This is a genomic window from Thalassobium sp. R2A62 (assembly GCF_000161835.1).
GTDB lineage: Bacteria > Pseudomonadota > Alphaproteobacteria > Rhodobacterales > Rhodobacteraceae > Thalassobium.
Genome location: NZ_GG697169.2, coordinates 2,089,816 through 2,102,515, shown reverse-complemented (window position 1 = coordinate 2,102,515; position 12,700 = coordinate 2,089,816). Strand labels below are relative to the sequence as shown.

Annotated in this window: 12 protein-coding genes and 1 pseudogene; 9 read left to right on the top strand and 4 right to left on the bottom strand. The window is 54.1% G+C overall.

What is annotated here, in order from left to right; genetic code table 11:
- Positions 1-421 precede the first annotated feature (421 nt).
- Positions 422-499, top strand: a pseudogene (locus TR2A62_RS19145) (IS6 family transposase); the annotation flags it as partial.
- 374 nt (positions 500-873) lie between these two features.
- Here the strand turns inward: TR2A62_RS19145 and TR2A62_RS10425 are convergent.
- On the bottom strand, positions 874-1,695 hold the full coding sequence (locus TR2A62_RS10425) for a hypothetical protein (protein ID WP_150103481.1): 822 nt from the start codon (positions 1,693-1,695) through the stop codon (positions 874-876).
- 371 nt (positions 1,696-2,066) lie between these two features.
- Here TR2A62_RS10425 and TR2A62_RS10420 point away from each other — a divergent pair, with 371 nt between their 5' ends.
- The 8 genes from TR2A62_RS10420 to TR2A62_RS10385 all read left to right on the top strand — a co-directional run bounded on the left by TR2A62_RS10420 (position 2,067) and on the right by TR2A62_RS10385 (position 9,463).
- Positions 2,067-2,993, top strand: a complete 927-nt coding sequence (locus TR2A62_RS10420; RefSeq protein ID WP_009159458.1) for an ABC transporter ATP-binding protein — start codon at positions 2,067-2,069, stop codon at positions 2,991-2,993.
- Entirely contained in the window at positions 2,990-3,751 is a 762-nt protein-coding gene (locus tag TR2A62_RS10415) for an ABC transporter permease (protein WP_009160284.1), read from the top strand. The genes TR2A62_RS10420 and TR2A62_RS10415 overlap by 4 nt, the downstream gene beginning before the upstream one ends.
- Positions 3,752-3,835: 84 nt before the next feature.
- Complete coding sequence (locus tag TR2A62_RS10410; protein ID WP_009159490.1) at positions 3,836-4,630, top strand: S49 family peptidase; 795 nt, start codon at positions 3,836-3,838, stop codon at positions 4,628-4,630.
- A 164-nt stretch (positions 4,631-4,794) separates the two neighbouring features.
- Positions 4,795-5,775, top strand: a complete 981-nt coding sequence (locus TR2A62_RS10405) for a calcium/sodium antiporter (protein ID WP_009158062.1) — start codon at positions 4,795-4,797, stop codon at positions 5,773-5,775.
- A 342-nt stretch (positions 5,776-6,117) separates the two neighbouring features.
- Positions 6,118-8,010, top strand: coding sequence for an excinuclease ABC subunit UvrC (uvrC, locus tag TR2A62_RS10400; RefSeq protein ID WP_009159036.1), 1,893 nt, complete (start codon positions 6,118-6,120; stop codon positions 8,008-8,010).
- Positions 8,011-8,098: 88 nt separating this feature from the next.
- Positions 8,099-8,761, top strand: coding sequence for a CDP-diacylglycerol--glycerol-3-phosphate 3-phosphatidyltransferase (gene pgsA / locus TR2A62_RS10395; RefSeq protein ID WP_009159223.1), 663 nt, complete (start codon positions 8,099-8,101; stop codon positions 8,759-8,761).
- A gap of 2 nt (positions 8,762-8,763) precedes the next feature.
- Positions 8,764-9,009: a molybdopterin converting factor subunit 1 gene (gene moaD, locus TR2A62_RS10390; protein WP_009160187.1), complete on the top strand. Its 246-nt coding sequence runs from the start codon at positions 8,764-8,766 to the stop codon at positions 9,007-9,009.
- Between the two features lies 1 nt (position 9,010).
- Positions 9,011-9,463, top strand: a complete 453-nt coding sequence (locus TR2A62_RS10385; protein ID WP_009159195.1) for a molybdenum cofactor biosynthesis protein MoaE — start codon at positions 9,011-9,013, stop codon at positions 9,461-9,463.
- Here TR2A62_RS10385 and TR2A62_RS10380 read toward each other — a convergent pair.
- From TR2A62_RS10380 to ubiA, 3 genes are read right to left on the bottom strand one after another with little or no spacing between them, the layout of a single operon-like run.
- Positions 9,460-9,786 (bottom strand): hypothetical protein, encoded by a 327-nt coding sequence (locus TR2A62_RS10380; protein WP_009158654.1) that lies wholly within the window; start codon positions 9,784-9,786, stop codon positions 9,460-9,462. The genes TR2A62_RS10385 and TR2A62_RS10380 overlap by 4 nt on opposite strands.
- The gene (locus TR2A62_RS10375; RefSeq protein WP_009159773.1) at positions 9,773-11,671 is read right to left on the bottom strand and encodes an OmpA family protein; all 1,899 of its coding nucleotides are present in this window, start codon (positions 11,669-11,671) and stop codon (positions 9,773-9,775) included. The genes TR2A62_RS10380 and TR2A62_RS10375 overlap by 14 nt, the downstream gene beginning before the upstream one ends.
- A 57-nt stretch (positions 11,672-11,728) precedes the next feature.
- Complete coding sequence (gene ubiA / locus TR2A62_RS10370) at positions 11,729-12,694, bottom strand: 4-hydroxybenzoate octaprenyltransferase (RefSeq protein WP_009157581.1); 966 nt, start codon at positions 12,692-12,694, stop codon at positions 11,729-11,731.
- Positions 12,695-12,700: the final 6 nt, after the last annotated feature.

Here is a 12,700-nt window from a genome sequence, read left to right as displayed (position 1 = left end):
TCGGCCAGCTATCACGCTGGATTTATATCGTGAATCCTACAGAGCCCGTTTTTTGCAACAGAGACCATTGGATATTAAACGGCAGATTGAGATATGACTTAGCCTTATGGCAGGGCACACCTGAACCTCAAAGATTAAGATCAAAAAAGCCATCGCTACGTAAACGGTTAGAGCGCGCAAAGCAAGTGTTGCTCAGAACGAACGAACGCCCATGTCGATCAGGTTTTGACCGCTAATCCGATACATATTGTAGCCCCTGTAACGGCCGGTTTCCATATACCATGCCCGAAGCTGAGCCGCCCCCCTTGAAGTGGACCACCCGGCAGTGTCAGAGCAAACCATCTTGAGGTGGGCAGGGTAGTCTCGCAACATCGCCGGATGAAAACCAGATCCATATAGCTATTTTAAAACTAGCCCTGATATCATTCGTCTTGCGGTGATGATGTACGTCCGGCTTCCGCTGTCGCTCCGGAATGTTGAGGATTGTAAAGAAAGAAGGAGAGAGACGTCTATGATGGTAATTGGCTGCTCATGGGCACCTCACCGTCGTTCGCCAGCGTCCAGCTCGGGCTCCCGCAACCAAAGCAAAACACCCAACATGACAGGCACTCAGCGGCATCTCCCCTCGGAGGTGACGATAATCAATGCCGTCTACCCACGAAACATCCCACGCGCACTCTCTCCTACCCAAATCAAAAACCAGCGCCGCACAAATGACGCTGCGTAAGCAAGGCCGAAAAACAAGGGGATGGGCTGGGTGTGAAAAAGGACAATAGCCTACGGCTTATGGTCGCAAAGTCCTCCCGCGAGCTCTGACAAAGAGTGCGGATAACCGCGAGAGGACGCTCTGAACGGAGATTTCTGATCTGCGCGCTATCCTGTGGCTTTGAACACGGTCACGCTGCTGGACCCGTAGTTGGTCAGTGCAATGTCACCGACGGGCGAGACTGCAATCCCATGGGGAAAGTCGACGGCATCGCCATCATACGCAGTACGCATTTCGCCGGTCGATGCATCAACTGCAAGGACTGAATTCTTGGATTGATCGGGCATCCAAATCTCGTCACCTAGAACATCAAGTGCGTCTGAATGGACACCTGGATAAACTCCCAAGCAGGACCATTCGGATGCGCCCTTGGCCAACGTCCAAAGGCTGCCGGTTACCTCAGAATATGATCTGCGTTTGGGGTTCGAAGAAACTGCAACAGCCAGATAGCGGTCGCGTTTGGCGTCAAAACAAATGTCGCGCGCGCCCCACGGCGCGGGTAGTCGGGTGACCTGAGATCCGATTGCAATGCGTGGATCTAATCCCGTATGGATCGAATAACATTGTTGGCCGGCTGGATCGTAGGCAACGCCATGGCAGAAATCACGTTGTTCGTGTTCGAGCACTTCAATCACAGTCCCAGAGAAGCCGGTTTCGTTAGATCGTGTGAGCTCGATCTTGGTATAGACACAGGCCCAACAGCCGCTCACCAGAACCTCCCAACGATTGGGGCCTGTCTGTTTGGTGGCAATATCATCCGACAAATGATCCACCGGCATTTTCCAGATTGGTTCATCCATGGATCTTTTGTCAAAAATCGCAATCCTGCAACCGTTGCGGTGCGCCGCAATGAACAGGTTTTCGTCTAACCACCAAACGCCCGTCACAGTGGAATCGCGTTTCCCGCTCTTGCCGATTTGCAGGAGCATTCCTTTCCCCCGATCAGGCTCTTCCCAAACTGCATAACCGTCAACAGACGAAATGGTCAGGCTTGGTTCGATATGTTGAGGATAGGGCTGACGTTTATCGCGGAATTTCCAAACCTGATAGGAATGGACTGTACGCTGAGCCCACTTCTTTTTAATCCCAAAAAGGCCCAGAAGAGCCACACAACAAAACGCAAAATAGAACATACTGGAACCCGTGAAAGATGAAATTCGGTACAGTTTAGCCTAAAATGCGTCATGTAGGTATCTTGATTTTGAGACCCTGCAGTCAGCGTAACAGCACGGCATTACAACATGTTGGTTTCACTAGAGGCGAGAGGAGGCTATCAGGGGAACAACACATAGGGGTTGAGATGACAGCATTCGTATCCGTCAAGAATTTGAACAAACGATACGGCGCCGAATTTGAAGCGCTCAAACGAGTGAATTTGGACATCGCCGAGGCTGAAGTTCTGGCACTGCTTGGTCCCAATGGTGCAGGCAAAACGACCCTCATTTCGACCATTTGTGGGATCACCACGCCAACAGGCGGTCGCATCACTGTAGGTGGGCATGACGTCGTAACGGACTACCGTGCCGCGCGCCGTCTCATCGGTCTAGTGCCCCAAGAGATCAACCTCGAACCTTTTGAAACGGTTATGAACACTGTTCGATTTTCCCGTGGTCTGTTTGGCAAGCCGCCAAACGAAGATTACCTCGACCGTTTGCTCGAAAAATTGTCTCTGAAGGACAAGAAGAACAGCAAGATCATGACGCTGTCAGGTGGAATGAAGCGCCGAGTGTTGATCGCCAAAGCACTGAGCCATGAACCCCGTGTTCTCTTTCTCGACGAACCCACAGCCGGTGTGGATGTCGAACTACGCAAAGACATGTGGGATACCGTTTCTGATCTAAAAGCGGACGGTGTCACGATCATTCTGACGACCCACTATATCGAAGAGGCCGAAGCGATCGCTGACCGCGTTGGTGTAATCAGTGCCGGTGAGATCCTGTTGGTTCAGGACAAATCTGATCTGATGGCTCAGATGGGGCAAAAGTCGTTGCGGATTGAGCTGGCAGAACCATGCACAAAAATTCCAGCCGAATTGGCGCCCTATAAAATGACCTTGGGCGAGGATGTTCAGTCGCTGATCTATACCTACGACACACGCGCTGACCGCACGGGCATTACCAAGCTGCTCAACGATCTGCAGGCAAACGGCCTGATCCTCAAAGACATTCAAACTGAACAAAGCTCGCTCGAGGATATCTTTGTCGGGCTCGTAAAGGACAAGTCATGAACGTTCAGGCGATACGGTCCATCTATCTCTTTGAAATGGCGCGTTTCTTTCGCACACTGACCCAGAGCTTTATCTCGCCGGTGATTTCGACGGCTCTCTACTTTGTTGTGTTCGGAGCCGCGATCGGCAGTCGAATTGACCAGGTTGAAGGCATCTCTTATGGCGCTTTCATCGTACCGGGGTTGATTATGTTGTCGGTCATGACCCAAGCGACGGCGAACGCATCCTTTGGCATTTATTTTCCCAAATTTTTGGGCACCATCTACGAGGTGCTCTCGGCGCCCGTCAGTTTTCTGGAGATCGTGATCGGTTATGTGGGGGCTGCGGCAACCAAAGCGTTGTTCATTGGCTTGGTCATTTTGGGTACTGCGTTTTTCTTTGTCGATCTCACCATCGCGCATCCGATTGCGATGTTGGCCTTTCTTATCCTGACCTGTCTTAGCTTCAGTTTGCTGGGCTTCATCATCGGTATTTGGGCGCAGAATTTCGAACAGCTTCAGCTGATCCCCCTCTTGATCATTACACCTCTCGTATTTCTAGGTGGCAGCTTTTATTCGATTTCGATGCTTCCCGGCATTTGGCAAAACATCGCAATGTTCAATCCAGTCGTCTATTTGATTTCGGGTTTCCGGTGGGCCTTCTTTGATCAGGCAGACGTTAGCATTGGCATCAGTCTGTTTGCCATCTCGCTGTTCACCGCACTCTGCCTTGCCTTTATCGGATGGATTTTCCGCACTGGGTGGCGCATCCGCCAATAAAGAGTGTGCAATATTGACACCAAAGCAGCCGTCCCGTTGCGTCCCATCTTGTCCCGACGCCACCGGACGCCTACATCTTGCGCTATGAAAAACTGGATCCCGTTTCGCAAAACCAAGCCGTCCGTTTCGGTTGTCCGCCTCCAAGGCGTCATAACATCCGGCGGGCGCGGATTGGACGATGCATCGCTTGCACCGCTTCTTAAAAAAGCCTTTTCCAAGGGCAAACCAAGCGCTGTTGCATTGGTCATCAATTCGCCCGGCGGCAGCCCGGTTCAATCGTCATTAATCGGTGCCCGCATCCGCCGTCTGTCCCAAGAAAAAGACATCCCTGTCTTTGCCTTTGTCGAGGACGTGGCGGCCTCTGGCGGGTACTGGCTCGCGTCTGCGGCTGATGAGATTTTCGTAGATCCATCATCTGTTGTCGGTTCGATCGGTGTGATTTCGGCGGGATTTGGTTTGAACGAAGCCATCGGTCGCTATGGTGTCGAGCGTCGCGTCTATACAGCTGGCAAATCCAAGAGCATGTTGGACCCGTTCCAAGCTGAAAAACCTGCTGATGTGAAGCGTCTCAAGGGGATGCTTGAGCAGATTCACAATAGCTTTAAGTCCCATGTGTCCGAGCGTCGTGCGGGCAAGTTGGATGAAACGCAGGATTTGTTCACCGGCGAAATTTGGGTCGGGGCCGCCTCAATCGAGGTTGGACTGGCCGATGCTGTTGGTCATTTGGTTCCTGTTATGAAGGACCGGTTCGGCGAAGACGTGAAATTCCGTTCGTTCGACCGCAAACGTTCGCTGTTCCAACGGTTCGGCGCTCAGTTGGTTCAGGGTACGTATGATGGTCTTGAGGAGCGTGCGGCTTACGCACGTTTTGGGCTCTAGGTGATCTTTAAGATCGTATCACTCTTTCTGGTGTTTATCGGCGTGCTCGCTATGTTTGGGAAATTCAAATTCCCTGGGCAACAGCGGTTGGCCGATGCAAAATGTAAATCCTGTGGACGCTACCGCATTGGTCGCGGCCCCTGTCCCTGCAAATCGAGGCTCTCATGATGGATTTTCTACCGCAGGGTCCTCTACAGGATTGGATCTCTGTTTCGTTGGGGTTGGTGATCTTGCTTTTGGCTGGTGATGCGTTGGTAAAAGGTGCGGTTAACCTTAGTCTTCGGTTGGGTGTGCCTGCGTTGATCGTCTCTTTGACGATCGTGGCCTTTGGCACTTCAGCCCCCGAACTCCTGGTCGCGATCCAAGCCATCACCGAAGGTGTGCCAGGGATTGCGTTGGGTAATGTTGTTGGATCGAACACTGCAAACGTATTGCTTGTGTTAGGCATTCCGGCGCTGCTTGCCACGCTCCACACGAGCGAGTGCAGCACACGAAAATCCTATGTTCAGATGCTCATTGCATCGGTTCTGTTCATCGTTCTGTGTTTCTTTGGACCGATCACGTGGTGGCATGGTTTGATCCTTTTGACGGGTCTCGCGTTCATGATTTTCACCGCGTTGATGGATGCTAAGTCGCACCGGAAATCTTGCAAAGGTCTTGCGGATCAAGAGGATGACGTTGAGGGCGCAGATCCCCAGCTTCCGGGTTGGCGCATCGCTATGTTCTTGGTGTTGGGTATGATCGGGTTGCCACTTGGCGCTAGCCTGTTGGTCGACGGATCGGTTAACATCGCCCGCACCTTTGGGATGAGCGAAACGGTCATTGGCCTGACCCTTGTTGCCGTCGGGACATCATTGCCCGAGTTGGCGACCACAGTCGTTGCCGCGATCCGGCGTCAGGCCGATGTGGCGCTGGGTAACGTCATTGGATCAAACATGTTCAACTTGCTGGCGATCACTGGCGTGGCGTCCCTTGTTGGTCCAATCCCAGTTGATCCGGGCTTCTTGCGCTTTGATTTGTGGATCATGCTCGGTGCATCGCTGCTTTTGCTTCCGTTTGTCTTCTTTCGCCAGGACATTACCCGTGGGTGGGGCATTGCTCTGTCGGCCCTCTATGTCATCTATATCGTCAGCGTGTTGGTCTAACGCCTCGTATCGGTGTTGATCGGCTAGAAACGGACGTTGGCGACTGTGGTTGTGGGTCTAGCGCCCAAGTTGTGCACCTGCTGGATGCTACGGTAACGCTTTTTTAACAAAACCTAATAAAATCAAAGGTTTGTAAAAATTCAATAAAATATCGTTTGAAAACAATGAATTATTATTGTGCCTATTTTTTGTGCAGACTAGTCAAGGGCCTAAAAAACATGGGATAATCGGTGTCAGATCAAAGTTCCCCACGGAGTTATCCACAGAAACGTGGACAGCTTTTCTCTTGTCCGAAGCGCACTAAGATGCGCAGAAGCACCAGAATCACAGCTCTGAGGTCGCATGTCTCATAACAACAACCTTTCAGCCGAACAGGCCAACTTTGCATCTGGGCTAAAGGGGCACGAGTGCATCGCGGCCTATCTCAAGACGCTGGATAGCTCGCCGGGGGTGTACCGCATGCTGGATGAGCAGGCGCGGGTCCTATACGTCGGCAAGGCGCGCAATCTCAAGGCGAGGGTGTCCAACTACGCACGGCCCAGCGGCCATAGTGCGCGGATCGACCGGATGATCCGAAATACAGCGGCGATGATGTTTCTGACGACCAAGACAGAAACCGAGGCGCTGTTGCTTGAACAGAACTTGATCAAGCAGCTCAAGCCGAAATTCAATGTGCTGTTGCGGGACGACAAGAGTTTTCCAAATATCCTTGTCACCAAAGATCACGCGTTCCCACAGATCAAGAAACACCGCGGCGCCAAAAAGCAAAAGGGCAGCTACTATGGCCCCTTTGCCAGCGCAGGGGCGGTGAACCGATCGCTCAATCAATTGCAAAAGGTATTCTTGTTGCGGACCTGTACCGACGCGACATTCGAGTCTCGGACGAGGCCCTGTTTGCTCTATCAAATCAAGCGGTGTGCGGGCCCATGTGTCGGGCTGATCGAGCCAGATGATTATGCGAAACTGGTCGATGATGCGTCGCGGTTTTTGTCGGGGAAATCAACGTCGGTTCAAGGACAGTTGGCCAAGGATATGGCCGAAGCATCCGAGAACATGGAGTTTGAGCGCGCCGCAGCGCTTCGCGACCGCATCCGTGCGATGACACAGATGCAGACCCAGCAAGGCATCAACCCGCAGGGTGTGGCCGAAGCTGACATTATTGCGCTGCACATGCAGAACGGACAGGCCTGTGTTCAGGTGTTTTTTATCCGCGCCAATCAGAACTGGGGCAACCGCGACTATTATCCACGGGTCGGGGATGATGTTGATGCGGCCGAAGTCATGCAGGCGTTTGTTTTGCAGTTCTATTCAGATCGTGAGCCACCCAAGGCTGTTTTGATGAGCCACGGTTTGGATGACGAGGATTTGGTCATTGATGCGCTGTCCCAAAAGGCAGGCCGCAAAGTAGATGTCGCTGTCCCTCAACGAGGCGAGAAGGCGGATCTCGTTGGCGGTGCCATGCGAAATGCCCGCGAGAGCCTCGCAAGGAAAATGTCAGAGACGGCCACCCAAACCAAACTGTTAAAGGGTGTCGCAGATGCGTTTGATTTGGCTGAACCGCCGAAACGTATCGAGGTCTACGACAACTCGCATATTCAGGGAGCACATGCTGTCGGTGCGATGATTGTCGCAGGTCCGGATGGGTTTGAGAAAAACCAGTATCGCAAATTCAACATTCGAGGCGACGAACTAACCCCCGGTGATGATTTTGGCATGATGAAAGAGGTGCTGATGCGCCGCTTCAAACGATTGCTGAAGGAAGACCCAGACAAAGAAAAGAGTATGTGGCCCGACCTGTTGTTGATCGACGGTGGTGCCGGGCAGGTCAGTGCTGTTCGCCAGATCATGACGGAAATGGGTGTCGACGATCTCGCGATGGTGGGGGTTGCCAAGGGGGAAGACCGCGACGCTGGCAAAGAAGAATTTCACCGCACAGGCAAGCAGGTCATGGCGCTGCGCCACAATGATCCCGTGCTCTATTTCATCCAGCGTATGCGCGATGAGGCCCACAGGTTTGCGATTGGGACACACCGTGCCAAGCGGTCCAAGGCGATTGGTGCGACGCCCCTTGATGATGTGCCTGGCGTTGGTGCGACACGTAAACGGGCGTTGTTGGCACATTTTGGGTCGGCCAAGGCGGTGGGACGCGCGAACCTCGCCGATCTCAAAGCGGTAGACGGGATTTCCAGTGCGATGGCCGAAACGATCTATGACTATTTTCATGAGCGTGGATAGCGGATCATTGCTCACAATCTGATGAGTTCTTCTCGTCTAAGCCTGAGTTCGTCTGGTCATGCCCTGCGGGACGTTCTAGGATCGGCGCATGAAATGGAACTTACCTAATATCCTCACAGTGCTCCGGTTGGCTGCGGCCCCCGGTGTTGTCGTGATGTTTCTCTACTTTAACCGTCCGCTTGCGGATTGGTTTGCGTTGACGCTGTTCATTGTGGCGGCTCTGACCGACTGGGTTGATGGGTATTTGGCCCGCGCTTGGAAACAAGAGAGCAAGTTTGGTGCGATGCTGGACCCCATCGCGGACAAGGCGATGGTCGTGATCGCATTGATCGTCATCACCGGATTTTCCGGCATGACGCCTTGGATATTGTTGCCCGCTACGGTGATAATTTTCCGCGAGATTTTTGTGTCGGGCCTGCGTGAATTCCTAGGTGACACTGCAGGAACGCTCAAAGTGACCACACTCGCCAAGTGGAAAACGACTGCACAGATGGTTGCGATTGCGGTGCTCTTTGCCAAAGGCGCGTTCGAGCATTACCTGATTGATCGGTCTCTCGGCATGACGCCTGAAATGCAGCAGGCCATTCTCGATGGTCAAATCGAAGATGAACTGGGACTGCGCTGGCTGTCGATGGGCTGGGACGCATGCTGGTACGGCGGCACAGCGTTGCTGTGGATTGCGGCATTCCTGACATTGATCACTGGTATCGATTATCTTCGCAAAGCGATGCCTCACCTGCGCGAGGCATGACCATGAATGTCGTCTATTTCGCATGGGTCCGCGAGCGGATTGGCCTGCCATCCGAGCAGATTGAAACCAATGCAACAACGGTTGCGGACCTCGTGTCAGAGCTCAGTGCCAAGGAAGAGCGGTATGCGGCCGCGTTTCAGGACACATCCGCCTTGCGGGTCGCGTTAGATCAAGAGTTGGCTGATTTTAGCAGCGCTCTCGACGGTGTTCGTGAAGTCGCATTCTTTCCTCCAATGACAGGCGGCTGAGATGGTCGTGCGCGTTCAGTCGGAAGCCTTTGACGCAGGCGCCGAGTTAAACCAGTTCACCCAAACCGCGGTTGGCGCAGGTGCGGTTGTCAGCTTTACCGGTATTGTCCGTGATACGGCCGCGGACGACATGCGCCACATGAAAATCGAACATTATCCAGCAATGACCCAAAGCGCGATTGAGGCATTGTGTGACGACGCGCGGAGCCGTTGGGACCTCGCTGAGGTTTTGGTGATCCACCGGTTTGGACGTCTCGCACCGGACGAGCAGATCATGATGGTGGCCACAGCCAGCCGCCACCGCCGAGCGGCATTTGAGAGCGCGGACTTCTTGATGGATTACCTGAAATCCCGCGCACCGTTCTGGAAAAAAGAAGTCACAGCATCAGGTGCCGAGTGGGTCGCAGCCAAAGACCAAGACGAGGATGACCTCGCCCGTTGGACCCAAGATTAGCCTGCGTTTTGACGCTCGATGTAGGACCGTAGTTCTTCGGCCTCTTGGCGCGCGTCACGCAAACCATCCATCGCCGCACGCAGCTCTGCTTCGGTTTGGCTGAGCTGGTTGGTGATCTCGGCTTCGCGTTGCTGCAGATAGGTGATCGCTTGGTCACGGGTCTCTTCGGCCTCGTGCAAGGATTGCGCCATCTTATCAAGCTCGCCGATGTCGGATTGGGAAACCCGCGTAAAGCGGTGGATCAGCCAATTGGCGAACCAACCCAAACAAAACGCGATGAACAGGATGATCGCAGTGGCGATGATAAATTCAGTTCTGTTCATCGGAAGTCGTGTCGCTTTCTTCGGCCTCGGATGCGTTTTCCAACTCTTCCAAGGCTGTTGTCGTTTCTTCGGTCGGAGCAGGCTGGATCAATTTGAATTCGATCCGGCGGTTCGCTTCGCGGCCGTCTTCTGTCTCATTATCCGCAATTGGGCTCTCTTCGCCATAGCCAATTGCAGTAAATGCGCTGGTTGGGACACGGCGCGCGCGCAAAGCGGTCAAAACAGCCTCTGCACGTTGCTGGCTTAGCTGTTGGTTCATGACTTCGCGACCTTGGCTGTCCGTATACCCAGCGATCTCGATCTTGGTGCTTGTGCATCGCTGAAGGATTTCCGCAATCTGGTCCACGGTGCTACGTGCACCCGCGTCGATATTGGCCGAACCAGGCTCAAACGTGATTTTGGCGTTGGACGTCGCCGCTTGGATCTGTTCGATGCATTCTTCTGGAGACGGCAGCGCCGCAATAGGGTCGAGCTGTTCAACGTACTTCACGTCGATCCGGAAATCCTCGGCCTCTCCTAACTTTTCAGACAAGAGTTGAGAGATTTTGGCTGTAGCGCCTTGGTTGCCAGTGTTCCCGCGGACAGTCACCACATCCGGCTGAACCACAACAGCGCCATTGCTAAGCTCCGCCAAGGCTTCGATGCCGGCAAGGACCCGTACTGACCAGTTCGCCGGCAGATCGCCATCCAATCGTGTGCCCATAGTGACATCGCTGATCCTGAGACGGGCCTTGGCATAGTTTTCTGCAGCGGTGTTCATTAGGTCGTCTTTGACGCGGCCGCGCAGCTGAACCAAACCTTCGGGGCTGCGAATCGCCGTGAATTCTGGAGGGCCTTGGTCGTCGGCGTCTGGGGCTTCTGGCAAAACCGCGAACACAGCAAACACTGGTGGCAGTTCGTTTTCCAATTCACCAACAACGCGGTCAAACAATCCCTGTGCTGTACCCTCGGGGGCGATCAGGGTGATGTCGGCATCCGAGAATGTGACAGAGCCACCGCCCAATTCAGAGATCGATGCGATCGACATCTCTGCGGCTTCGGCCCATGTCTTGGATGGCGCACCCAATCCCAAGGTACAGTTTGCGTCGGCATTCAGGCCAGCGCTGCGGGCGGCTGCGAGAATGCGATCTGCGGTTTCCTGAGTGTCCGCCGAGCAAGAGTCAAAATGCCCGCCTGTTTCGTCAATCGTATAGCGCAATGTGAACGGCGTTATGACGGGGCGGGGCGCCGAGATATTAAGCTCGACACGTACGTTGCCAGGACGGCGGCGTGACAGCGAATTTTCAAACGTGCGCTTTTGCTCTGGGCTATCGCTGGTCGCGGTGATCGCAACACGTTCTGCATCGACCGAAATCTTGGAACGCGGCAATTCGCCCAATGCCCGCAAACCAAAGCTGAGCGCTTCGGACCAGCCATCTGGCACAGGATAGTCAGCGGTTTCCAACAGGTCCGTCACGGCCGATCCATCAGCCAGTACTGTGATCCGTTCGCTAATTGCGTCTCTATCAACCGCAGCAGGGACCAAACCGATCAACGACACGCCGCTGTCATTGCGCAGCATTTCGATCGAAAAACGTGGTGCCGCGATTTGGGTCGTCGCAGTGACGTCCATTCCGTTGATGATCCGAGCCGCGTCAACGATTTGACCTGCGGATGAAACAGCACGAATGCGCGACGCTTCGTCTGGGGCTTCGCCCTCCAGGATAACTTGGAGACCGTCACCTTGGACGTTGGCCCATTCATATCCGTTCAGATCCAACTGGGACCGAACAGCGATGACCGACCGGTCCTCGACCACGGCGACTGCTGTACGAGCAGCAAGCACCGAAGCTACGCTGGCCAAGGCAAAGGTGGCGAGAACGATGAACAAGGATGACAGGCGCATAACGATAGAATTCCGTAGTGGTCACACCTTGTTACGGGCTTGTGGTGGCTGGCGCAATCAAACGAACGAAGCAATGGCGAAAAACAGCAGAGGAATCAGCCCTGCGTCGCGGTTCGAACGAAATAGTTTCAGCAAAATCGGAGAATCATCTGCATCGAAGCAACGCAGTTGCCATGCGAGGTGCCAGCCCATCGCCCACGGCCCACCCAAAGCGATGACCAGTGATAGGACTGAACGTTCGGCTGTCGCCATCAGAGCTGCGACACCAAACAGCGTGACTGTCGTCATCAAAAAGAACCTGAGCCAGCTGGGCGTGCGTTCGCCGAACAGTTGCGCGGTTGATTTCACTCCTATCAACGCGTCGTCTTCGGTGTCTTGATGCGCATAGATCGTGTCATAGAACAGGGTCCAAGCAATGCCCGCCAAATACAGTGCGACCGCTGGCCATCCAAGTGATCCGCTGTGTGCGGACCAAGCAAGCAAAGCGCCCCAATTGAATGCCAAACCCAAGAACACCTGCGGCCACCATGTAAATCGTTTGGCAAACGGATAGATCGCCACTGGGATCAGCGACAGAACACCCAAGCCGATGGCCATCCAATTGAACGTGAGCAGAATTCCCAACGAGACCGCGCATTGTAGGCCAAGCCATACAAACGCGCCCTTGGTGCTGACTGCACCAGAGGGCAGTGGCCGCGACTGAGTTCTGGCCACTTGGGCGTCGATGTCTCGGTCGGCTAGATCATTCCACGTACAACCAGCCCCTCGCATCAGAAACGCGCCGATTGCGCAGCCGACAGCGATCCAGAGATCGAACCACGTCGCGCGGCCACTTGCGAGCATCGCTAGAACGAGCCCCCACCAGCATGGCAACAGCAGCAACCACGTCCCGATAGGTCTATCGGCGCGAGACAGCCGCAAATAGGGGCGGGTCCATTCAGGCGCGCGTGTGTCGACCCAATTTCCGCTGACCGCATCAGCAACTTGGCCGGTTGGCTCTGGTGTCGACGTGTTCTGGGACATAAGTTG